Genomic DNA, 23415 nt, shown 5'->3' on the forward strand with positions numbered 1-23415 from the left:
TGCCATTTCCTCGCTATAAGGTCACACCGCTTTTGAAAATCGCCAGTTCGCGGAAATCATTCAGCTCGTTTTTACTCGGCTGCCCGTTGACCGTCGCCACCAGCAGATCGATAAATTGTTGCAGCAACTGCGGCATTGAAACCTCATGCAGCAACTGTCCGGCATCAAAATCGATCCAGTGCTTTTTGCGCTGCGCCAATTCGCTGTTGGTGGCGATTTTCAGGGTCGGTACAAAACCGCCGTAAGGCGTTCCGCGTCCGGTGGTAAAGAGTACGATATGACAGCCCGCCGCCGCTAAGGCGCTGGTCGCCACCGCGTCATTGCCCGGGGCGCTCAATAAATTCAAGCCGGGTGTTTGCAGGCGTTCGCCATATTTCAGCACATCGACCACCTGACTATGTCCGGCTTTTTGCGTGCAGCCGAGCGATTTATCCTCCAGAGTGGTGATCCCACCCTCTTTATTGCCCGGCGATGGGTTTTCATAAATCGGTTGTTGGTGGCGGATAAAATAGTGTTTGAAATCATTCACCATAGCAACGGTTTTATTGAACACCTGCTCGTCGCGGCAATGGCTCATTAAAATCCGTTCCGCACCGAACATTTCCGGCACTTCGGTCAAGACGGTGGTGCCGCCGTGACTGGTTAAATAATCGGAAAACCGCCCCAGCAGCGGATTGGCGGTGATACCGGAAAAACCGTCGGAACCGCCGCATTCCAAACCGAATTTCACTTCGCTCAGTTTGCCCGCCTGCCGCTTGTCTTGCGCCATTTGCCGATATAAGGTGTCGAGCAAGGCAACCCCGGCTTCAATCTCATCTTCCACTTTCTGCGACACCATAAATTTCACCCGCTGCGGGTCATAATCGCCTAAGGTTTGTTGAAACACGCTGACTTGATTATTTTCACAGCCTAAACCGATCACCAGCACGCCGCCGGCATTCGGGTGTTTGACCATATCCTGCAAAATGATTTTGGTGTTTTCGTGGTCGTTGCCCAGCTGCGAACAGCCGTAGCTATGGTTAAACGTATAAACCCCGTCAATCGCCAGTTCAGGGTGATTCTGCAAAAATTGTTTTTGAATCTGACGGGCAATGCCGACCACACAGCCGACCGTCGGCACAATCCAGAGTTCGTTACGGATTCCGACATCGCCGTTTGCACGGCGATACACCTGCACCGCTCTGTCCGACCCTTGCGCTGCAAGTGCGGTTGAAACCGGTGTATATTGATAGTCATTAATATCGCTTAAATTGGTTTTGGTGTTATGCATATGCACATGTTCGCCCAACACAATCGGCTGCGTGGCATGCCCAATCGGGTAACCGTATTTGATCACCAATTCTCCGCTTGCGATCGGCTGCAAGGCAATTTTATGCCCGCGCGTCACCGCACTTTTGATCGACAGGATTAAACCGTCCAATTCAACTTGGCTATCGGCGCTTAAATCCTGCAACGCAACGGCGACATTATCCTGCGGATTGATTTTAATCAGCTGTTTCATGGCTCAATCCTTACAATAAATTCTTAAGGAAGTCCGAATGCCGTGATCCAAAATCGATTGCAGTTGTTCGGTGACCGCCAGCGTTAAACCGGGTTCCACGGTTAAATCCACTTGCCAGTGGTCTCGTTGCGATAAAACATTACTCACCAACTGGGATAACGTCATCTGTTGTGTTTCAACTTGCCGCCACCACAACGCATAATGTTGCAACCAAAATGGATCATCATTTAACGGAATCGTTTCATTATTACGTTTACCGCGATAAAAAGCGATTAGCGCCGCCAAGGCAAAGGTCAAACGACGCGGCAAACGGTGAAATTTCTGATGATACGCCAATAACTGCGGCAGAATGCGGGTGACATATTTGGTCATACTGTTCAACGAAATCGACAGTAGCTGATGTTTGATAAACGGATTGCGGAAACGCTTGATCACATCTGCGGCAAACTGCTGCAGCTCCGCTTGCGGCAACGACAGCACCGGAATGATTTCCCGATGAATGGTTGCCTCGACAAACTCACGCAATTGCGGATCGTCCATACTTTCGCCGACATAATCCATGCCCGCCAGATACGCCACCGGCACAAGTGCGGTATGCGCCCCGTTCAGAATCGCCACTTTGCGCTCTTTATACGGCTTAATGTCGTCCACCACCAAAATATTCATCTCGGCTTGATCTAACTTGAGCAGCTGCTTCACCGATTCAGGACCTTGGATCACGAACAGGTAAAAATATTCGGCGGTGTCCCAGAAGCTGTCTCGGTAGCCGAATTCCTGCTCAAGCGCTCTCACTTCATCACGCGGATAGCCGGTGACAATGCGATCGACCAAGGTGGAACAAAAAGTATTGTGTTGTTCAATCCAAGCGCTAAAGTGCGGTGTCAACCGCCACTGCGCCGCGTATTTCAGCACCAGTTGTTTCAGTTGCTCGCCGTTATAATCAATCAATTCGCATGGCAATAAAGTCAAGCCTTTGCTCGGATCCCCGTTGAAATGGGCAAAACGTTCATACAGCCAACGGGTCAGTTTGGCGGGATAACTGCTCGGCGGCGCATCATCGAATTTATCCTGTTCATGATAGCTGATCCCGGCTTCGGTGGTGTTGGAAAATACCATTTGAATATTTTCATCGCGCGCCAACGCCAGATAAGCGGCAAAATCTTGATAAATATTGATTTCGTTATTGACCGAGCGGATAATCCGCGCTTGTTTCACCGCTTCGCCTTGCTCATTTAAACCACGGATAATCGTAGTATACAGCCCGTCTTGGCTATTTAACGACAGTGGAAAATCGGTATCAATCGGACGCACAACGCTCACCCCGGCGTTTAACCCGGTTGTTTCATTCAAAAGATCAATTTGCCAGTCAATAAAAGCCCGCAGAAAATTCCCCTCGCCAAATTGGAGGATTTTGGTCGGGTATTGCGGACCGGGGAAGTTAGTTCTATTTAATTTTTTCATTTTATATCCTTATACAAAATTCATTAAGATCCATAGATAAAATTAGGTAACGTTGTAGTAATTGCAGGTATATAAGTTAATAATAAAAGTTCAACCATTAATAACGCCCAGAATGGCATGACATCTTTAATAAATTTTTCGATTGGCACCTCAGTAATAGAGCACGTAGTAAACATCACTGTTCCCAGTGGAGGGGTGATTGTTCCAATAGCACCGTTAAAAATAAAAACAATCCCAAAGTGAATTGGATCAATACCATATGAATGTGCAATAGGTGCAAGTAGAGGTGCAAGCACGATCATAATGGCATTGCCTTCTAAGAACATTCCTAAAATTAATAAGGTAACATTTACAATCATTAAAAATGTTAACGGACTATCCACAATTTGGGTAATCCACATTGCTAACGATTGCGGAACTCTTTCCCAAGTCAAAAATTTAGAAAAACCGACGGCAACACAGATAATTAATAAGACATTTGCTGCACCAAGTGCAGATTCTCTGGTAGCAAACCATAACTGACGCAGATCCATTTTTCTATAGATAAACATCCCTAAAATTAGTGCATAAATAACTGCTATTGCACCGGCTTCCGTTGGTGTAAAAACCCCCATTCGGATCCCACCAATAATAATAACCGGTAACATCAGAGCTAAAACTGCATCTTTAGCTGAAAAAAGAATCTCTTTACATGAAGCTCTCTTTTCCCTGATCGGTAAATATCCGCGCTTTTTCGAAATAATAGAAACCAAGATCATCATTAAAATACAGAGTAAAAATCCGGGGACAACACCCGCTAGAAATAAACGACCAATAGAAACATTATTCACATAGCCATAAATAATCATCGCAATGCCTGGTGGAATGATCGGGGTAATAAGTGATCCGGCAGCAGTCACTGCTGATGAAAAAGAAGCGCTATAACCTCTAGCGACCATTTGTGGTACTAAAAGTTTTGAGTTCATGGCGGCATCGGCAATATTAGAACCGGATAGCCCGCCCATTAAAGTACTCAGTGCAACATTGACTTGCGCTAATCCGCCATTTAAATGCCCAGTGAGTACTTCGCAGAATTTTAATAACCTTTCACTGATACCAGAATGATTCATAAACACCCCAGCCATAATAAAAAACGGAATAGCCAATAACGTAACGGATTCTAACCCACCTGCTAATCTTTGCACCAACATAATCATAGGTAAATCACTCATTAAAAAGTAACTTAACGTAGAAAAAAAGATACAAAATGCAACTGGAATACCTAAAATAAACAGCACTAATAAAAGAATAATTGGAATCAGAATACTCATGATTTATTTCCTCTATTTATTCTAAAGAAATAAACTATCTTTCTAACCTCATAAAAAAACATGAATGAAGCACTAATCGGAATCACCGCATAAATATAGGCATACGATAATTGTAATGAGGGAGTAAATCTAAACTGTGCCATAGGAAGCAATTTAAAACCAAGATAGATCATAAAAATCAAACAAAATATCATTACCAACGGTTGAAATATTCCATCAATAATATTAGCTATCCGAGCTGGTATCTTTGTTAACAGATAATCAATTCTTATTAACTCATTATTTTTAGCGAGAGCACTAGAAGCCAAAAAGGTAAACCAAATAAAAAATACGATACAAACTTCTTCCACCCAGGCACTTGGTGAGTTTAATATATAACGTGTCACAACACCATAAGCGGAAAGTATAACGATAATAGCTAAAAAAACAGAAGCTAAAATCTCGTCAAGTGAGCTTAATTTTACCCAGAGAGATTGAGATTTTTTAGGGATATCTGCCATATTTTATTCCTCAAAGAAGAGGGGAGAAAACTCCCCTTTGGATAATTAAAATTCAGCAAGTAATTTTTGAGTATCTGCATATAAATTTGGTGTCCATTCGGGAAAATCTTTTTGGATTTGCTCTTTAACCGCACTTTCAAATTCCTCCAGATCAACCTCATTCACAGTAACACCCGCATCTTTCAAATTATTTAATGCTTCAGTTTCATTTTGCTCAATAAGCGCAGCACCGTACTTCACCATGTCGACACCGGTTTCTTTGATAATATTTTGTTGTTCCGGTGTTAAACGCTGCCAAAAGGCATTGCCAGCTACAAATGGAGACATATGTTTGGTGTGTGCCGTTAGGTTTAAGTTTTTAGCCACTTCATAAAATTTACCGCCAAATAACACGACGGTCGGGTTCTCCAATCCATCGATAATACCTTCGGACAAGCCCGGATAAACATCCGCCAATGACATAGGCGTCGGTACACCGCCCATTGCTCTAATAGTGGCAACAAATAAACGAGAGTGTTGCACCCGCACTTTCATTCCTCTCAAATCTTCCGGTTTAGTCACTGCTCTTTTAGTCAATAAATGTCTTGTACCGTAGATCACATCCGGTACAACAATATGCACGCCTTTTTGATCTAATTGTGCAGATAAATTATTAAACCATTCCGAATGTAATAATTTTGATTTCTTTTCAAATGACTGGCTTAAATAAGGCGCATTGATAATCCCCAGATCAGGTACAATATCCATTAGTGCGCCGTAATCACTAATCGTAATAATATTCGCCCCGAATTTTGCTTGTTCCATGACCTCCGTTTCACTACCAAGTTGGCTTGATGGAAATAATTTAAAAACAATATCACCATTGGATTTTTCTTTAACCTGATCAGCCCAATAATGCATTGCTTTGTCAATTGGTTCACCCGGTTGATTTCCATAAGCAACCATAATTTCTGTCGCGGATTGCACGGTAAAACTCACGCTTAACCCAATGAGACCTAACAAAGAAATCGTTTTTAATTTTTTTAAAATAGCCATAAAATGCCCTCGCTTATTATCATGATAGTCTGTATTTTTTTAAATTCAGACCGATTAGTAGAGTATTACTCCTTTTACCAAGTTTTTATTTTTAACAATCTTTTCCTCATAAATATCCGCAAGTTCAGTATAGTTAAATGTGTCGCTGAGCATCATGGATGAATTTAATTTCCCTTCTGACATTAATTTCTGAACCTTAGTAAAATCCTCTTGCGTCGCATTACGACTTCCCATTAATGTCGTTTCTTTTTTGTGAAAATCCGGATCATGAATAACCAAATCACCTTTAAATAATCCGACAAAAACTATTCTGCCGCCGTGACAAATAAAATTAACAGCGTTATTCATTGAATGTGGATTACCGGTGGCATCAATAACGATTTCAGGTAACATACTGCCAAAATAATTTTCTATTTTTTCAGATAATGGATCGACGACTTTCACACTTAATTTTTGCTGAATATGCTGCCGTCTTGACAAACTGGTATCCGCAACCACAACATTTGCACCGTCTGCAATGGCTATTGCCGCTACTCCTAATCCTATCGGACCGGCACCGATAACCAACACATTGTTATTTTTACTGACTTGTGCCCTGCGAACTGCATGCGCACTAATGGCAAAAGGTTCGATTAATGCTGCACTGATATCATCGACATTATCAGCCAACGGAATGATATTTGTATCCGAGATTGCCAGAAATTCGCTGAATCCGCCATCTTGGTGAACCCCCATTACCGAGATCTTCTCACAACAATTGGTTTTTCCTTTTTGGCAGGCAACACATTTACCACAAGATAAATACGGAATTAATGCGACTCGCTGTCCAATTTTATAGTTATGCACTTTGCTACCGATGGCGGTAATATTGCCACAAACTTCATGTCCTAATACTCTCGGGTATTCAAAAAATGGTTGATTGCCTTGATAAGCATGGATATCCGTACCGCAAATGCCTACCGCCGATACCTTGATAACCACTTCATTATCTTTGGCACAAGGGATATCTCTTTCCTGGTAGTTCAATACAAATGGTTCTGTACATACAAGTGACTTCATAATGCAATCCTTAAATAAGTTTTAACGTGATGTATACATTATTTTCTAATTTTTCTGATCTTCTAAACTTAGTTGATTGATTTGTGATAGATAATATGCTTTTATGTTTTTTTAGTGTTTTTTATTCAAAACAAAAAAGAACAAGGGTTGAAAAATGAGCCGAGGACGTAATCAAAACCTAAGGAATGACACTATAAATCAAATGCTTGAACTTATTTCTAATGGACAACTTAAATCTCCCCTACCATCACAAGTTATGTTAGCGGAACTTTGTAATGTCAGCCGAACCACGATTCGCCATACAATCCAACATTTACTCAAAATTCGGCTTCTTGAAAAGAAAGAGGAGCAATACTTGGTTATTCGTCAACCAGAGAGACATGATTTTCTTGCTGAAATCAGAATAAAATATCCACGAAAAAATCAATACCACGTGATTGATACTTATTTTAAAGAGGTTATTCAAAAGAAATCACTAAAACCCGGCGATATTTTTACAGAATTACAACTTTCTAAAGATGCCTCTGTGAATATTTTTACCGTTAGAGAATATTTGATTCAATATTCTCGCTTTAATTTGATAGAAAGTTTATCAAGAGGAAGATGGCAGTTAATTGAAATTAATGAATATTATGCGGACAAATTATTCGAATTAAGAGAGCTACTTGAAATTCACGCATTAGAGTGTTTTATGCAGCTACCAAAAGAGAACCAACGCTGGAAAGAAATGAGAATATTATTTAATCTACATCAAAAATTACGCAATAATGTAGTAAAAGAGTATCCTGACTTTTCCGGATTGGACAATAAACTCCACACATTATTACTCTCTGCTGCCAATAATCCTTTTATTGATGATTTTATTGAACTGATTTCCGTTGTATTTCATTTTCATTATCAATGGGATAATAGGAATTTACTTGAGCGCAATGTTTTAGCGGTGGAAGAACATTTGGTTATTATTCAGAATATTTTAAATAATGATAAATTAGGTGCAACAAAAGAGTTGAAACAACACTTGAATACCGCCAAGAAAACTCTAAAAAACAGTATTGCATTAATTCATAAGTCGTAAAAAAACCGCACTTTTATGATCTGCCCCCAAAAAGTTGGACTGCTTAATGAAAGGATTGAATTCGATATTGTATCGGGCTTAATCCTTTTAATCTTACTTGAATCCGTTCAGTATTGTAATACTGCATATATTGATGAATAGCCTGCTCAATGTCATCTGCCGTATCAAATTGCCGAACATAAAAACATTCTGTCTTCAGCCTGCCGAAAAAACTTTCCATTGCGCCATTATCCAAACAATTTCCCTTTCTCGACATACTGATTTGAATCTGATTATCTGCCAATATCTTGCGATAAGACGGCATTTGATACTGCCGGCCTTGGTCTGAATGTAATATCGGCGTTGCCTCCTTCGGGAGCTTATTCACGGCTTGTCGCAACATCTGCTCAACCAGTGCCCGGTTTGGACGACGACCAAGTTGATAGGCAATCACCTCATTGTTAAATAAATCTAAAATCGGCGATAAATACACTTTATTGCCGTCTTTCGCTTTGAATTCAGTGACATCGGTCACTAATTTCTCGTAGGCATTTTCCGCCGTAAAATGACGTACTAACAGATTATCAGCAATTCGACCCACTTCACCTCTGTAAGAACAATATTTCCGTTTTTTCCTCTCTTTCACCTGTAAGCCCATCATCTGAATCAAACGTTGCACCTTTTTGTGATTGACCGTACCGAGTGCCAATGTCACTCGGCGATAGCCATACTGCGGATTCTCTCGTTTAATTTGACGAATTTCCGCTTTTAAATCGGCCTCTTTATCTGTCTTCGGTTGTTGATGGTAAAAGTAAGTGCTTCGAGCTAACTTAATGATATCTAATAATAAATTAAGCGGAAAATCACCGTTTAAGGCTTTAACAATTTCTGCCTTTCGGCTTCGTCTTTCAGGGATAATTCCATCGACTTTTTTAAGATGGCATTCTCCGCACGCAAACGTAAATTCTCTTGTTCTAATTGTTTTAACGGCGTTAATGGCTTAACGTGTTTTTTCGATTTATTCGGTTTATTCACGGCTGGTCGTCCTTTGGGCTTATCAATCAGTCCATTTATGCCAAATTGTTTGAATCGTTGCAACCATTTAGAAATAACAGTGCCTCCTGAGATACCCAAGGTTAAGGCGATGTGTTCAAGGGAGAACAGCCCTTGTCGGGCTAATTTGACGGCTTGAAGCTTTTCTTCGACGGTAAATTTTCGGGCAGTATGTTTGACTCGCAAGCCATCTGAGCCCGCATGTTGATATTGCGCAACCCAGTGACGAATACAGCGTGGTGCAACTTGAACGTGTTTTGATGTTTGACTGAGAGATTGAGCATGTTGAAAGTAATATTCAACTGTGTGTTGTTTAAATGCTTGGGTATATTTGGTCATAAAAATCTGCACCTTAGTCAGTTGGTTTTGCAGTCCAACTTTTGGGGTGCAGATCATCGATAAAAGTGCGGTTTGAACTCGGCATTTAAGGCAACACCCGCTCCAACTGCCACAACTCCCGATAGCTTTCACGGCGTTTAATCAAATGCGCTTTATCGCCGTCCACCATCACTTCGGCGATGCGTGGGCGGGAGTTGTAGTTGGAAGACATACTTGCGCCGTAAGCGCCTGCCGAACGTTGCGCAATCAAGTCGCCTTCGGCAATTGCCAGTTGGCGTTGTTTGCCGAGGAAATCGGAGGTTTCGCAAATCGGGCCGACGATGTCGTAGACCGCACTTTGCCGATCTAAAGTGCGGTCAACTTCGATGATTTCCATATACGCCTGATATAACGCCGGGCGGATCATGTCGTTCATGCCGGCATCGACAATGGCGAAATTGCGCGATTCGTTGCTTTTCAGGTATTCCACTTTGCTGAGCAAAATGCCGGCATTGGCGGTGATGGCGCGTCCCGGTTCGAGGATAATTTCCAGTTCGGGATAAGCTTGCAGTTTTTGCAGCAAAGCGGTGGTGTATTCACTCGGGTGCGGTGGCGTTTCGCCGTGATAAGGCACGCCCAATCCGCCGCCTAAATCCAAGTGCTGCAACGCAATGCCGTCTTGTTTTAATTGCTGCATTAACAGCAACAAACGGTCGGTTGCGTCCAAAAACGGTTGCAATTCGGTCAGTTGCGAACCGATATGGCAATCCATGCCGCTGATTTTAATGTTGGGCAAGGTAGCGGCAAAGCGGTAAACCTCACGCGCTTCATCAACGCTGACCCCGAATTTATTCTCTTTCAAGCCGGTGGAAATATACGGGTGGGTTTTGGCATCGACATCCGGATTGACGCGCAATGAAATCGGCGCGATTTTGCCTAAACTTGCCGCCACTTGGTTAATCCGTTTCAATTCGGAGAGCGATTCGACGTTAAAACAACGGATACCGACTTCCAACGCGCGGCGGATTTCCGCTTCGGTTTTTGCCACGCCGGAAAACACCACTTTGCCGGCGTCGCCACCGGCGGCGAGCACGCGCTCCAGCTCCCCTTGCGACACAATGTCAAAGCCTGATCCCAATTTTGCCATCAGGTTTAAAATCGCAATATTCGGGTTGGATTTAACCGCAAAGCAGATTAAGTGCGGGTGCGCGCCGAATGCGTCGTCAAAAGCGTGCCAATGGCGTTCCAGCGTAGCGCGGGAATAAACATACAGCGGCGTGCCGAATTCGGCGGCAATTTGCGCCACCGGCACGTTTTCCGCCATCAATTGTTGATTTTGATAGTGAAAAAAATCCATGTTTAACCCTGATTGATTGATTGTGTTTCAGCCGGTTTTTCCGCAGGGAAGTAGAGCGGACCTTTCACGCCGCACGCACTTAAACCGAGCAACATCGCCGTTGTCAGCAAACACGCCAAATATTTTTTCATAACTGCCTCTTATCATTAAATAACGGCTATTTTTACCATTAATTCACGCTTTGTGCTATCACTATCGCGGCAAAATGACTATAATTTGTGCCTACTTTCCTTTAACAGACCCTAACCTATGAACGTAGCAGAATTTCACCGTCAGGTTGAACAGACTTGGAACACAATTGAAGAACAACTGGATCAGCAGGAAATTGATGTCGATTGCGACACCCACGGTTCGGTGTTTTCCATCACTTTTGAAAACGGACAGCAAATCGTGATCAACAAACAAGAGCCGTTGCTTGAGCTGTGGCTTGCCAGCAAACTGGGCGGCTATCACTTCAAATTCCGCGATGGACAGTGGCTGACCGCCGATCAACAGGAATTTTTCCAACTGTTAAATCAAGCCTTGACCGCTTATTACAGCGAAAGCGTGACCCTCGCTAATCACGTAACAAAATAATCCATGTCTGCCTTGCCGCCTAGCCCAACACTCACCACCGCACTTGCCGTATTGCAACAAGTGTTTGGTTATCATGCTTTCCGTCAGGGGCAGCAGGCGGTGATCGAAGCGGTGTTAAGCGGACAAGATACGCTGGTGGTGATGGCGACCGGCAGCGGTAAATCGCTGTGTTACCAAGTGCCTGCGCTCTGTTTTGACGGCTTGACCCTCGTGATTTCACCATTGATTTCACTGATGAAAGATCAGGTCGATCAGTTGTTGAGCAACGGCGTGGAAGCAGCGTATCTCAACTCCAGCCAATCCTTTGCCGAACAGCAACAGGTGCAGAATAAGGCGATCAACGGCGAATTGAAGCTGTTGTATATTTCGCCGGAAAAGGTGATGACCACCGGCTTTTTCCAATTTATCTGCCAATGCCAAGTCAGTTTTATTGCCATTGACGAGGCGCATTGTATTTCGCAATGGGGGCATGATTTCCGTCCGGAATATACCGCACTTGGCGGCTTGAAAAAGAGCTTTCCCGACACGCCGATTATGGCATTGACCGCCACCGCCGATCAGGCGACCCGGCAGGATATTCTGCAGTATTTGGCGTTCGAGCAGCCTTATCAATATATCGGCAGTTTTGACCGCGCCAATATCCGCTACACCTTGGTCGAAAAATACAAAGGGATTGAACAGATATGCCGCTTTGTGTTGGGGCAGAAGGGCAAGAGCGGGATCGTGTATTGCAACAGTCGCAAGAAAACCGAACAGCTGTGCGAAAGCCTGCAACGGCGCAATATCAGTTGCGCGCCGTATCATGCCGGCTTGGACATTGCCGAGCGCGAGGCGACGCAACTGGCGTTTCAGCGCGATAATATTCAAGTGGTGGTCGCCACCGTCGCCTTCGGTATGGGAATTAATAAATCCAATGTGCGTTTTGTGCTGCATTTTGATCTGCCGCGCACGATTGAAGCCTATTATCAGGAAACCGGGCGTGCCGGGCGCGACGATTTGCCGGCGGAAGCGGTGATGTTGTACGATCCGTCCGATTATGCCTGGTTAAACAAGATGTTGTTGGAAAAGCCGGAAAGCCAGCAACGCCAAGTGGAACAGCATAAATTGCAAGCCATGGGCGCCTTTGCCGAAGCGCAGACCTGCCGCCGTTTGGTGCTGTTGAACTATTTCGGCGAACACCGCACTACGCCGTGTAAAAACTGCGATATTTGCCTTGATCCGCCCAAATCCTATGACGGCTTGCTCGACGCGCAAAAAGTGATGTCGGTGATCTACCGTGTCGGGCAGAACTTCGGCTTGCATTATGTGGTGGCGGTGCTGCGCGGTTTGCAAAACCAGCGGATTAAAGATCACGGGCACGACCAACTGTCGGTGTTTGCCATCGGCAAAGAGCAGAGTCAGGAGTATTGGTTCAACGTGATCCGCCAGTTGATTCATCTCGGCTATATCGAACAGAACATTATGCAGTTTTCCGCCTTGCGCCTGACCGAAGCGGCACGCCCGATTTTGCGCGGCGAAACCGCACTTTCGCTTGCCACCCCACGTTTGTCGATGTCGGTGATTCAGCGCGGCCAAAACACCGCGCTGAAAAATTACGACAAAGACCTGTTCGCCCGTCTGCGTTTCCTGCGTAAGCAAATCGCCGACAAGGAAAGCATTCCGCCGTACATCGTGTTCAACGACGCCACCTTACAGGAAATGGCGCAACTAATGCCGACGTCCAACAGCGAAATGCTACAAATCAACGGCGTCGGTTTGCGTAAGTTGGATCGCTTCGCCCAGCCGTTTATCTCTTTGATTAAAGAACATCAAGCCAATCTGCAAAAGCAATAAAATAGCCTGTCGCCTGACCGCACTTTTGCGTTATGATGTCGCTATAATCACAGCAAATACAAAAGGGGAACATCATGAGCAGCGCATTTCAACTGGATCGGCTGGTACACGGTTACTGGCGCTTAAAAGAGTGGAATTTAACCCCACAACAACTGTTACAACTGACCGAGCAAGTGATTGAAATCGGTATCCGCACCTTTGACCATGCCGCCTGTTACGGCGCGTTTACCAATGAAGAAGCCTTCGGGCAAGCGTTAAAACTCAAACCGTCGCTGCGGCAAGAAATCACGCTGATTACCAAGTGCGGTATCCTCTTTCCAAGCCAAGAACTGCCGAATATCGACAGCCATTATTACGATAACAGCTACGAACATATCGTGGCTTCCGCCGAACGTTCGATTGCTAAAATGCAGTGCGAATATCTGGATTTGCTGCTGATTCACCGTCTCTCGCCTTGCGTTGACCCGGAGCAAGTCGCCAACGCCTTTGATGATTTACAACGCAGCGGCAAAGTGCGGTCATTCGGCGTATCCAACTACACCCCGAGTAAATTCAGTATGTTGCAATCCTATCTCAAGCAGCCGTTAGTCACCAACCAGATTCAAATTTCGCCATTGCATTTAGATCCGTTCAACGACGGCACGCTGGATTATTTAATGGAAAAACGCATTCGTCCGATGGCGTGGTCGCCGTTGGCAGGCGGCGCGCTGTTTAACAAAGATAACCCTGCCGGCGCGCGCGTGCGCAAAGCCCTGCTCGACATCGGACAACGTTTTAACGAAAGCCACTTAGACACCTTGGCATTCGCCTGGCTGCTCAGCCATCCGGCAAAAATCACGCCGGTGATCGGCTCGGGCGAACTGCGCCGGATTAAAAGGGCGGTCGAGGCGCTTGCAATCCGCTTTACCGAACAGGATTGGATTGAGGTGTATAAAGCGGCACAGGGGCATGATATTCCATAATTTAGTCGTTTTGTGAACCGAATCACTTAAAATTTTGTTAATTATGCTTTATGGTAGACTTATCCGGTCGTTGAGTATCGGATTAATCACTTACTTAAGGAGATACTATGAAAAAAACGTTACTTGTCACCGCACTTTCCCTTTGCGCTTTTGTACTGCCGACAAGCACACTGGCCGCCGACAGCGATAGTCTGAGCATTCAGGTGCAGTTGTTGGATCCGGCTAACGGCAATCAAGACATCGGCAAAATTGTGGTCACCGAATCGGATTACGGCTTGGTATTTACCCCGGAATTACGCGATCTAACACCGGGCTTGCACGGTTTTCACCTACACCAAAATCCGAGTTGTGATGCCAAAGAAAAAGACGGCAAACTGGTCGCCGGTTTAGCCGCAGGCGGGCATTGGGATCCTGAAAAAGCGGAAAAACACGGTTTCCCATGGGAAAAAGGCGCACATTTAGGGGATTTGCCGGCACTAACCGTGAACCAAGACGGCACCGCAACCAATCCGGTATTGGCGCCGCGCTTGAAAAAACTGGCTGACATCAAACAACGTTCGATTATGATTCACGCCGGTGGCGATAACCATGCCGATCACCCGGCGCCGTTGGGCGGTGGCGGTGCCAGAATGGCGTGCGGTGTAATCAAATAGTTTTATCCTTAATCAATAACCCTGACATGAATCAGGGTTATTTTTAAAAACGTATCTTTATATAAACTCCTATTAATTGACAGCACTTTTATACTATTTTTTTGTCCAATTAAAATAACGATGGAACATAATCTAGGAGTTGATATGAAAAAATATCGTGAATATGACGTTACCGATGAACGTATTTTTCATCATCGTCGCAAAATTTTGACCGCACTTGGGGTTGCCGGCAGCAGTTTGTTAGTTCCGGATTTATTGCGGGCACAAACGGTATTAGATACGGAAAATTCACTTAAACTCACACCTGAAGATAAAGTGACCGGCTATAACAACTTTTACGAATTTGGGGTTGGCAAAAACGATCCGCAAAAAAAGAGCAGGCAGTTGCAAACAAATCCCTGGACTTTAACCATTGATGGTGAAGTCCATCAACCGCTGACATTGGATTGGGACGATTTACATCACCGTTTTGCCTTGAAAGAAAGAATTTACCGTTTTCGCTGTGTAGAAGCTTGGTCAATGGTTATTCCGTGGTTAGGTTTTGAGCTCAACCAATTATTAAAGATGGTCAATCCGACTGCCAATGCCAAATATGTCCGCTTTGAAACCCTATATGATCCGCAACAAATGCCGGGACAACGCGATCGTTATCTCGGCGGCGGCATTGATTATCCTTATGTCGAAGGTTTGAGCATACAGGAAGCCATGCATCCTCTCACCTTAATGGCGGTCGGATTGTACGGCAAAGATTTATTGCCACAAAATGGCGCACCGGTACGTTTGGTCGTACCGTGGAAATACGGCTTTAAAAGCATTAAGTCGATTGTGAAAATCACCTTGACCGAACAGCAACCTTTGAATACTTGGCAAAAGCTAGCACCGCACGAATACGGTTTTTACGCCAATGTAAACCCGAATGTTGATCATCCGCGTTGGTCGCAAGCCAGCGAACGGATTATCGGCAGCGGCGGTTTGCTTTCGGTTAAACGTCAACCGACTCTAATGTTTAACGGCTATGCCGATGAGGTCTCTTCTTTATACAATCATCTCGATCTGCGGACAAATTTCTGATGTTATACCTCTTGCTTCGTATCGGTATTCATGGCGGCTGTAGCGCGCTGTTGCTATGGCTAATTTATACACTGGGATATGGCGATATCAGTGCGGTTTTTGCTGCCGATCCGGGCAAAGAATTGATCCATTTTCTAGGCTTAACCGCACTTTATCTCTTTAGCGCGCTATTTCTATTGCGGATACTGACCCAGTTGTACGGTAACGCCCGCCTACGTAGCTTTCATCGTGATTTGGGATTGTGGGCGCTATTTTGGTTACTGTTACATCTCGTAAGCTATTTATTTTTTGAATTAGCTTTCGATTACCGCCTGTTTTTCACAGAAATCGCCACCCGTCCTTACTTGCTGATCGGTAGCTTGGCTTTACTGTTATTTTTGGCGGCGGCAGTCAGTTCTTTGCCTTATCTGCGCCGGAAAATGGCAAAAAACTGGTTTTCATTACATCAATTAAGCTATTTAGCAATAATATTGGGCATTATTCATTACTATTGGTCGGTTAAAGGCATTACCCTGCAACCGCTGTTTTTTATTGCCGTAGCCGTAGCCATTATATTTTTCAAAGCCTTCGCTCATTTATTTTCCAATAAAAAGCCGCCAACGCTGAGAGTATGACGGCGTATTTATCAGACAAGCAATTAACGTTTTGCTTTAGTCAACTTTTCAGTCAATTCATAAGCATGCAGTTTTGCCAATTCGCGTGACAATTTGGACGACAGCAAGGAATAATCCACATCGCCATGTTTGGAATGCGTATTTTCCTCGGCACGGCGTTTTGCTGCCAGAATCCGATCTTTATCCAACTCGTCACCACGAATCGCCGTATCGGCCAGCACGGTTACCGTGGTCGGCTGCACTTCTAAGAAACCGCCGGAAACATAGATAATTTCCTGTCCGCTTTCTTGTTTGATTTGTAGTACGCCCGGTTTGATCTCGGTTAATAACGGGGTATGCCCGGCTAAAATCCCTAAATCCCCTTCAACCCCGGAAACCTGAATCGCATTGACTTCACCGTGAAAAATTTGCTTTTCCGCGCTGACCACCGTCAGTTCAAATGAAGATGCCATCGTATTCTCCTTTTATTTAGTGACCTAACGGGTAATATTACAATGCAATATTACCCAAGGAATGATTACATCTTCTCGGCTTTTGCCAATACTTCGTCGATAGAACCGACCATATAGAACGCTTGTTCCGGAATATGATCGTATTCGCCGTCCAAAATACCTTTAAAGCCGGCAATGGTGTCTTTTAGCGACACATATTTGCCCGGCGAACCGGTAAAGACTTCCGCCACGAAGAACGGCTGCGATAAGAAACGTTCGATTTTACGCGCACGGGCAACAACCAGTTTGTCGTCTTCCGACAACTCGTCCATCCCCAAAATCGCAATAATGTCTTTCAATTCTTTATAGCGTTGTAACGTCGATTGCACGCCACGCGCCACTTCGTAGTGATCTTTACCGACCACTAACGGATCTAATTGACGCGAAGTCGAATCCAACGGATCGACCGCCGGATAGATCCCCAATGAGGCGATCTGACGGCTTAATACCACCGTTGCATCCAAGTGGGCAAACGTGGTTGCCGGTGACGGGTCAGTCAAGTCATCCGCCGGTACGTAAACCGCTTGAATCGAGGTGATTGAGCCGGTTTTGGTTGAGGTGATCCGCTCTTGCAATACGCCCATCTCTTCCGCCAAGGTCGGCTGATAGCCTACCGCCGACGGCATACGTCCTAACAAAGCGGATACTTCCGTCCCTGCCAAGGTATAACGGTAGATGTTATCCACGAAGAACAACACATCGCGTCCTTCGTCACGAAATTTTTCCGCCATGGTCAAACCGGTTAACGCCACGCGCAAACGGTTGCCCGGCGGCTCGTTCATTTGCCCGTACACCAGTGATACTTTATCCAATACGTTGGAATCTTGCATTTCATGGTAGAAATCGTTGCCTTCGCGGGTACGCTCACCCACGCCGGCAAATACCGAATAACCGGAGTGTTCAATCGCAATATTACGGATTAACTCCATCATATTCACGGTTTTACCTACACCGGCGCCACCGAACAAACCGACTTTACCGCCCTTCGCAAACGGACACACCAAGTCGATAACTTTAATCCCGGTTTCCAGCAATTCGGTGCTATTGGATTGCTCTTCATAACTCGGGGCTTCACGGTGGATTGACCAGCTTTCTTCCGCGCCGATATCGCCTTTTTCATCAATAGGCTCCCCCAGCACATTCATGATACGCCCAAGGGTTTTCACCCCAACCGGCACTGAAATCGGGTTGTTGGTGTTGGTTACGCTCAAATGGCGTTTTAAGCCGTCTGATGAACCCATTGCGATACAACGCACCATACCGCCGCCCAACTGTTGTTGAACTTCAAGGGTTAATCCGGTTTCCACCTTTAATGCGTCATAGACTTTAGGTACCGCATCTTGTGGAAATTCAACGTCAATGACGGCACCGATGATTTGTACAATTTTTCCTGTTGCCATTACCGATCCTCTATTCTTTGGTTAAATCGCTGCCGCACCGGCAACAATTTCATTTAATTCATTTGTAATACTGGCTTGACGCGCCTTGTTGTAAACCAACTGCAAGTCGTTAATCAAGTTACCGGCATTATCCGTCGCCGACTTCATCGCCACCATCCGCGCCGCTTGTTCCGATGCCAAATTCTCGACTACCGCTTGATAAACTTGCGCTTCCAAATAACGGGTCAACAGTTTATCCAGCAGATATTTGGCGTTTGGCTCATACAGGTAATCCCAGCTGTTTTCGGTCGTCAGTTCGTCTTTTTCCAATGCAGACAGTGGAATCAGCTGCTGTACCACCGGCTTTTGCGACATGGTGTTGACGAATTTATTGTAAACCACATAAATCGCGTCATATTCGCCGTTGCTATAGCGGTCAAACATCGCATTGGCAATCCCGATAATCTGCTCAACCGACGGCGTATCGCCCATTCCTGAAGTTTGTCCGCGAATGGTTAAACCCAACGAATGGAAAAAACTGATCGCTTTTGAACCGAGCAAGCCGACTTCGACACTGACTTGCTTGTCTTTCCATTGTTTAATCTCGTTAAGTGCGGTTTTAAACAAATTAACGTTTAAACCGCCGCACAAACCACGGTCAGTCGAAATCACCAAAAAGCCGACTTTTTTGATTTCCCGTTCCACCAAAAAAGGATGCTGATACTCAATATTACCTTTGGATACATGGCTAATTACGTTACGTATTGCGGTTGAATACGGACGTGAAGAAGACATGCGTTCCTGCGTTTTTCGCATTTTTGAGGCTGCCACCATTTCCATTGCCTTGGTGATTTTTTGCGTACTTTTCACGCTGGCAATTTTGGTTCTGATCTCTTTCGCACCTGCCATTTCATCTCTCCGTTAGGTCAATATTTACCATGCACCTTTGGTTTTGAAGTTATCCAGGATAGATTTCAGTTTATCCTTGATTTCATCATTGTAGTCGCCGGTTTTGGACAGCTCTTTTAAGAATTCCGCTTCATGATTATTGGCAAAATCAAATAAGCTGCTTTCAAACGAACCGATACGATCCAACTCGACATCATCAAGATAACCGAATTCCACCGCAAACAGCACCAACGCTTGTTGTCCGACGCTTAATGGCGAGTATTGGGTTTGTTTCAGTAATTCCGTCACTTTTTGACCGTGTGACAACTGTTTACGGGTTGTGTCGTCCAAATCGGAAGCAAACTGGGCAAACGCCGCCAATTCGCGGTACTGCGCAAGTGCGGTACGGATACCACCCGCCAGTTTTTTAACCACTTTGGTTTGCGCCGCACCACCGACGCGCGAGACCGAAATCCCCGGGTTAACCGCCGGACGGATCCCGGAGTTAAACAGATCGGATTCCAAAAAAATCTGCCCGTCGGTAATGGAGATCACGTTGGTTGGTACGAATGCGGAAACGTCACCGGCTTGGGTTTCGATAATCGGCAATGCGGTTAAAGAACCGGTTTTGCCTTTCACCCGGCCATTAGTGAATTTTTCAACGTATTCCGCGCTAACGCGCGCCGCACGTTCTAATAGACGTGAGTGCAAATAGAATACATCCCCTGGGAATGCTTCACGACCCGGCGGACGGCGTAATAATAGGGAAATTTGACGGTAAGCAACCGCTTGCTTAGACAAATCGTCATACACGATCAACGCATCTTCGCCGTTGTCACGGAAAAATTCGCCCATCGCACAACCGGCGTATGGCGCAAGGTATTGCAATGCGGCAGATTCCGCAGCAGACGCGACGACCACGATAGTGTTGTCTAATGCGCCGTGTTCTTCCAATTTACGCACCACATTGGCGATTGTAGAGGCTTTCTGCCCAATTGCCACATAGATACATTTAATATCGGAATCGCGTTGGTTGATGATTGCATCAATCGCAAGTGCGGTTTTACCGGTTTGACGGTCACCGATAATCAGCTCACGCTGACCGCGACCGATTGGCACCATCGAGTCTACCGCTTTATAACCTGTCTGTACCGGCTGATCAACCGATTTACGGTCGATAACGCCCGGCGCAATCACTTCAATCGGCGAATACGCATCGGCAACGATTTCGCCTTTGCCGTCAATCGGTTGCCCTAAGGTATTAACCACACGACCTAACAAATTACGACCGACCGGTACTTCCAAAATACGCCCGGTACATTGCACTTCCATGCCTTCGGCTAAATCGGAATAAGGCCCCATCACCACCGCGCCGACCGAATCGCGTTCCAAGTTGAGCGCAATCGCAAAACGGTTACCCGGCAGGGCAATCATTTCCCCTTGCATCGCATCACTTAAGCCGTTAATGCGGATAATACCGTCACTTACCGACACGATAGTGCCGGTATTACGCGCTTCGCTCGTTACGCTAAAATCGGCAATCCGTTTCTTAATCAGTTCACTAATTTCTGTAGAATTCAGTTGCATCTTCTATTCCTCTTACAATTGCAATTCATTTGCCAAACGCGCTAATTGACCGCGACTGCTGCCGTCGATGACCAAGTCACCGCTGCGAATCAACGCCCCGCCAATCAGGCTTTTATCAATGCTGCAATTTAATTTCACTTTGCGGGCAAGTTTCTTTTCCATTGCCTGGAGAATATTTTGTTGTTGTTGCTGCGTTAATGGTTCGGCGGAAATGACTTCAACCTCAGCCAGGGATTTATACTCATCCACTAGCTGTTCGAACAGACGAAGCACTTCGGGTAACGCCAGTAAGCGTTTATTTTCTGCCATTAAACGGATAAGGTTTTGCCCGTACTGATCCAGCTGATCACCACAAATTTGAATCAAGGTTGCGGCGGCTTTTGGCGGTGAAAACGATTCTTTCAGAAAATTTTTAATCTGATCATTTTCAGTCACGGCAGCGCTAAAATTCAACATTTGCTGCCATTGCTCCAACCGGTTCTGTTCCACCGCAAAATCAAATGCGGCTTTAGCATAGGGGCGTGCGACTGTGATGTATTCTGACATTAGCCCCACCTTCCTTATAGTTCTGCAACAAGTTTATCAATGATGTCGCTATTTGCCGCTTCATCAATTGAACGACCCACAATTTTTTCTGCACCAGCCAACGCCAATGAAGCCACTTTAACGCGCAACTCTTCTTGTGCCCGTTTGCGTTCGGCTTGCACTTCGGCATAACCTTGCTCGATAATTTTGGCTTTGACCGACTCGGCTTCAGACCGCACTTCATCCAAAATTTCATTGCGACGTTTATTCGCCAGATCGATGATCTCTTGCGCTTGTTTTTTGGCTGCATTGAGCTCTTGCTCTAACAGCACTTTGGTATCCGCTTGCTCTTGCTTCGCCGCTTCGGCAGACGCCAAGGCATTGGCAATCCCAGCCTGACGCTCTTCAATCGCTTTGATAATCGGTGGCCAGACAAATTTCATGCAAAACCAGACAAACAGTAGGAATGCAATCGATTGTCCGATTAGTGTTGCGTTAATATCCACAACGTCCTCCTCAATAATGGTTATAGGTAGCTACAGCCTTGATTTGGCTATAACGCAAAAAATTAACCTAATAACGCAGTAAACGGACTGACGAAGATGAAATACAATGCAATACCAACCGCAATCATTGAAATCGCATCAAGTAAACCTGCCACGATAAACATTTTGGTCAACAAAGAGTTAGCCAATTCAGGTTGACGGGCTGCCGACTCCATATATTTACCGCCCAATAATGCAAAGCCAATAGCGGTGCCGAATGCCGCAATTGAAATCATAATTGCAGAAGCGAAAATTGTTGCCGTGATTACAGTTTCCATGAGTTTCTCCATGTTTAAGTTAAAGTGTTGGCAAAATTGCCGGGTTAAAAATAAAAGTTAAAAATTAATGTTCCGCTTTATTATACGCGATACTGATATAGACAATGGTTAACATCATAAAGATAAAGGCTTGCAATACCACCACCAAAATGTGGAAGATTGCCCATACCAGATGTAAGCCGATCCCCAAACCGCCGACCAGATAGTTGGCGGAGTAGGTCAAGGCGATCAAAATAAAAATTAATTCGCCGGCATAGAGGTTACCGAATAGACGCAAGCCCAATGAAACCGGTTTAGCCAATAAGGTGACGGTTTCTAACAGGAAGTTAACCGGGATAAACACCGGATGGGTGAACGGGTGCATAGTGTACTCTTTCACCAAACCCCCGAAGCCTTTGGATTTGACGGTGTAGATAATGATCAGGAAAAATACCGCAATCGACATGCCGAAAGTCACGTTCATATCTGCGGTCGGTACCGCACGCAGGTATTCAAAGCCCAACGCATGGGCAATTTGCGGTAAATAATCGACCGGCACCAAGTCGATGGTGTTCATTAATAACACCCAAACGAAAACGGTTAGTCCTAATGGACCAATAAAATTACGGCTGCCGTGGAAGTTTTCTTTCACCACGCCGTCAACCCATTCCACCATCATTTCGACCGCACATTGCCATTTGCCCGGCACGCCGCTAGTCGCTTTTTTCGCGGCTTTACGGAAAAAATAGATGAACAAGAATCCGGTTACGACGGCAAAAAATAAAGAGTCGATATTGACCGACCAAAATCCTTCGCCCTTGTTGAGAAACGAAAGGTGATGTTGAATATATTCAATAGAGGTTGGGGATGAACCTTCGGCAGCCATACAGTTTCCTACTTCGTCAGTGAGTTAGTTTTTAGCTTTTGTATCGAACATCCGCCCCAATACAAAAGGTAAAAGGTTATTAAGTAAAATAAAGCAAAAATAACCCGCAAAAAAGACAATCGGGTTCAATTCGATATTGATGAACACCAGCAATAACAAAATGATCATCAAGGCGATTTTTATTCCTTCCCCCCGGTAGAGTATTTTCGCTTTATTTGCTATCGGCGAATCCGCCTGCAGATAAAAGACATAAACCGCAAAAACCATCTGTGGCAGCCAAGCTATCACGGATCCCAACAAAAAAGAGAGGGAAAGTGCCGATTGTAACAGATAAAATAACGCATAACCGATTAATATCAATGCGAATTCGATAATAAAGACTTTGCTATAAAGCTTTTTATTTTTATCCAGTACCGCCGACATCTCATATCCTGTTACTTAACCGAAATAGAACTTAGCTATTCATGGTTAATTTATGTACAACACTTTAACTCTAACGA

General features: G+C 44.9%; 25 protein-coding genes. 7 read left to right on the top strand and 18 right to left on the bottom strand.

Annotated features, from left to right (window positions below):
• Window positions 1-13 precede the first annotated feature (13 nt).
• Genes ACWA50_RS03385 through ACWA50_RS03410 form a run of 6 tightly spaced genes read right to left on the bottom strand, consistent with a single transcriptional unit; the run spans window position 14 to window position 6866 of the window.
• Window positions 14-1501 carry a UxaA family hydrolase gene (locus tag ACWA50_RS03385; protein ID WP_431053920.1) on the bottom strand — a complete coding sequence of 496 codons (1488 nt, stop codon included), beginning with the start codon at window positions 1499-1501 and terminating at the stop codon, window positions 14-16.
• 3 nt (window positions 1502-1504) lie between these two features.
• A complete protein-coding gene (locus ACWA50_RS03390) occupies window positions 1505-2962 on the bottom strand; it encodes a tagaturonate reductase (protein ID WP_431053921.1) in 1458 nt (485 codons plus the stop codon).
• A 23-nt stretch (window positions 2963-2985) separates the two neighbouring features.
• A complete protein-coding gene (locus ACWA50_RS03395) occupies window positions 2986-4272 on the bottom strand; it encodes a TRAP transporter large permease (RefSeq protein ID WP_431053922.1) in 1287 nt (428 codons plus the stop codon).
• Window positions 4269-4772 (bottom strand): TRAP transporter small permease, encoded by a 504-nt coding sequence (locus ACWA50_RS03400; protein WP_431053923.1) that lies wholly within the window; start codon window positions 4770-4772, stop codon window positions 4269-4271. Before ACWA50_RS03400 ends, ACWA50_RS03395 begins: the two co-directional genes overlap by 4 nt.
• A 45-nt stretch (window positions 4773-4817) precedes the next feature.
• Window positions 4818-5807: a C4-dicarboxylate TRAP transporter substrate-binding protein gene (locus ACWA50_RS03405; protein ID WP_431053924.1), complete on the bottom strand. Its 990-nt coding sequence runs from the start codon at window positions 5805-5807 to the stop codon at window positions 4818-4820.
• 54 nt (window positions 5808-5861) lie between these two features.
• The gene (locus ACWA50_RS03410; protein WP_431053925.1) at window positions 5862-6866 is read right to left on the bottom strand and encodes a zinc-binding alcohol dehydrogenase family protein; all 1005 of its coding nucleotides are present in this window, start codon (window positions 6864-6866) and stop codon (window positions 5862-5864) included.
• A 154-nt stretch (window positions 6867-7020) separates the two neighbouring features.
• On the opposite strand from ACWA50_RS03410, the gene ACWA50_RS03415 reads away from it, so the two are divergent.
• Entirely contained in the window at window positions 7021-7941 is a 921-nt protein-coding gene (locus tag ACWA50_RS03415; protein ID WP_431053926.1) for a GntR family transcriptional regulator, read from the top strand.
• 43 nt (window positions 7942-7984) lie between these two features.
• On the opposite strand, the gene ACWA50_RS03420 is transcribed toward ACWA50_RS03415, so the two are convergent.
• The 3 genes from ACWA50_RS03420 to lptM form a co-directional block, all read right to left on the bottom strand.
• Window positions 7985-9312 (bottom strand): IS3 family transposase gene (locus ACWA50_RS03420; protein ID WP_431053927.1). Its coding sequence is split into 2 segments (ribosomal slippage): window positions 7985-8835 and window positions 8835-9312, totalling 1329 coding nucleotides; the frame shifts between segments, so codons are not numbered across the junction.
• An 85-nt stretch (window positions 9313-9397) separates the two neighbouring features.
• Window positions 9398-10648, bottom strand: a complete 1251-nt coding sequence (gene lysA, locus ACWA50_RS03425) for a diaminopimelate decarboxylase (protein ID WP_431053928.1) — start codon at window positions 10646-10648, stop codon at window positions 9398-9400.
• Window positions 10649-10650: 2 nt separating this feature from the next.
• Window positions 10651-10779: an LPS translocon maturation chaperone LptM gene (gene lptM, locus ACWA50_RS03430; RefSeq protein ID WP_431053929.1), complete on the bottom strand. Its 129-nt coding sequence runs from the start codon at window positions 10777-10779 to the stop codon at window positions 10651-10653.
• Between the two features lie 118 nt (window positions 10780-10897).
• Between lptM and cyaY the strand changes: the two genes are divergently transcribed.
• From cyaY to ACWA50_RS03460, 6 genes are all read left to right on the top strand, one after another.
• A complete protein-coding gene (gene cyaY / locus ACWA50_RS03435; protein WP_431053930.1) occupies window positions 10898-11224 on the top strand; it encodes an iron donor protein CyaY in 327 nt (108 codons plus the stop codon).
• A gap of 3 nt (window positions 11225-11227) precedes the next feature.
• Complete coding sequence (gene recQ / locus ACWA50_RS03440; RefSeq protein ID WP_431053931.1) at window positions 11228-13057, top strand: DNA helicase RecQ; 1830 nt, start codon at window positions 11228-11230, stop codon at window positions 13055-13057.
• A 74-nt stretch (window positions 13058-13131) separates the two neighbouring features.
• The gene (locus ACWA50_RS03445; RefSeq protein ID WP_431053932.1) at window positions 13132-14019 is read left to right on the top strand and encodes an aldo/keto reductase; all 888 of its coding nucleotides are present in this window, start codon (window positions 13132-13134) and stop codon (window positions 14017-14019) included.
• 107 nt (window positions 14020-14126) lie between these two features.
• The gene (gene sodC / locus ACWA50_RS03450) at window positions 14127-14672 is read left to right on the top strand and encodes a superoxide dismutase [Cu-Zn] SodC (RefSeq protein ID WP_431053933.1); all 546 of its coding nucleotides are present in this window, start codon (window positions 14127-14129) and stop codon (window positions 14670-14672) included.
• 144 nt (window positions 14673-14816) lie between these two features.
• Complete coding sequence (msrP, locus tag ACWA50_RS03455; RefSeq protein ID WP_431053934.1) at window positions 14817-15743, top strand: protein-methionine-sulfoxide reductase catalytic subunit MsrP; 927 nt, start codon at window positions 14817-14819, stop codon at window positions 15741-15743.
• The gene (locus ACWA50_RS03460; RefSeq protein WP_431053935.1) at window positions 15743-16357 is read left to right on the top strand and encodes a ferric reductase-like transmembrane domain-containing protein; all 615 of its coding nucleotides are present in this window, start codon (window positions 15743-15745) and stop codon (window positions 16355-16357) included. Before msrP ends, ACWA50_RS03460 begins: the two co-directional genes overlap by 1 nt.
• A 23-nt stretch (window positions 16358-16380) precedes the next feature.
• On the opposite strand, the gene ACWA50_RS03465 is transcribed toward ACWA50_RS03460, so the two are convergent.
• The 9 genes from ACWA50_RS03465 to ACWA50_RS03505 all read right to left on the bottom strand — a co-directional run bounded on the left by ACWA50_RS03465 (window position 16381) and on the right by ACWA50_RS03505 (window position 23338).
• Entirely contained in the window at window positions 16381-16809 is a 429-nt protein-coding gene (locus tag ACWA50_RS03465; protein ID WP_431053936.1) for a F0F1 ATP synthase subunit epsilon, read from the bottom strand.
• Between the two features lie 65 nt (window positions 16810-16874).
• Window positions 16875-18248: a F0F1 ATP synthase subunit beta gene (atpD, locus tag ACWA50_RS03470; protein WP_431053937.1), complete on the bottom strand. Its 1374-nt coding sequence runs from the start codon at window positions 18246-18248 to the stop codon at window positions 16875-16877.
• 21 nt (window positions 18249-18269) lie between these two features.
• The gene (atpG, locus tag ACWA50_RS03475) at window positions 18270-19136 is read right to left on the bottom strand and encodes a F0F1 ATP synthase subunit gamma (protein ID WP_431053938.1); all 867 of its coding nucleotides are present in this window, start codon (window positions 19134-19136) and stop codon (window positions 18270-18272) included.
• Between the two features lie 24 nt (window positions 19137-19160).
• Window positions 19161-20702: a F0F1 ATP synthase subunit alpha gene (gene atpA / locus ACWA50_RS03480; RefSeq protein WP_431053939.1), complete on the bottom strand. Its 1542-nt coding sequence runs from the start codon at window positions 20700-20702 to the stop codon at window positions 19161-19163.
• A gap of 12 nt (window positions 20703-20714) precedes the next feature.
• The gene (gene atpH, locus ACWA50_RS03485; RefSeq protein ID WP_431053940.1) at window positions 20715-21248 is read right to left on the bottom strand and encodes a F0F1 ATP synthase subunit delta; all 534 of its coding nucleotides are present in this window, start codon (window positions 21246-21248) and stop codon (window positions 20715-20717) included.
• 14 nt (window positions 21249-21262) lie between these two features.
• Window positions 21263-21733, bottom strand: coding sequence for a F0F1 ATP synthase subunit B (gene atpF / locus ACWA50_RS03490; protein WP_431053941.1), 471 nt, complete (start codon window positions 21731-21733; stop codon window positions 21263-21265).
• 62 nt (window positions 21734-21795) lie between these two features.
• On the bottom strand, window positions 21796-22050 hold the full coding sequence (gene atpE, locus ACWA50_RS03495; RefSeq protein WP_431053942.1) for a F0F1 ATP synthase subunit C: 255 nt from the start codon (window positions 22048-22050) through the stop codon (window positions 21796-21798).
• A 64-nt stretch (window positions 22051-22114) separates the two neighbouring features.
• Window positions 22115-22915, bottom strand: a complete 801-nt coding sequence (atpB, locus tag ACWA50_RS03500) for a F0F1 ATP synthase subunit A (protein ID WP_431053943.1) — start codon at window positions 22913-22915, stop codon at window positions 22115-22117.
• A 24-nt stretch (window positions 22916-22939) separates the two neighbouring features.
• Entirely contained in the window at window positions 22940-23338 is a 399-nt protein-coding gene (locus ACWA50_RS03505; protein ID WP_431053944.1) for an ATP synthase subunit I, read from the bottom strand.
• Window positions 23339-23415 lie beyond the last annotated feature (77 nt).

The sequence above is a fragment of the Testudinibacter sp. P17/SS/0325 genome (assembly GCF_053570765.1).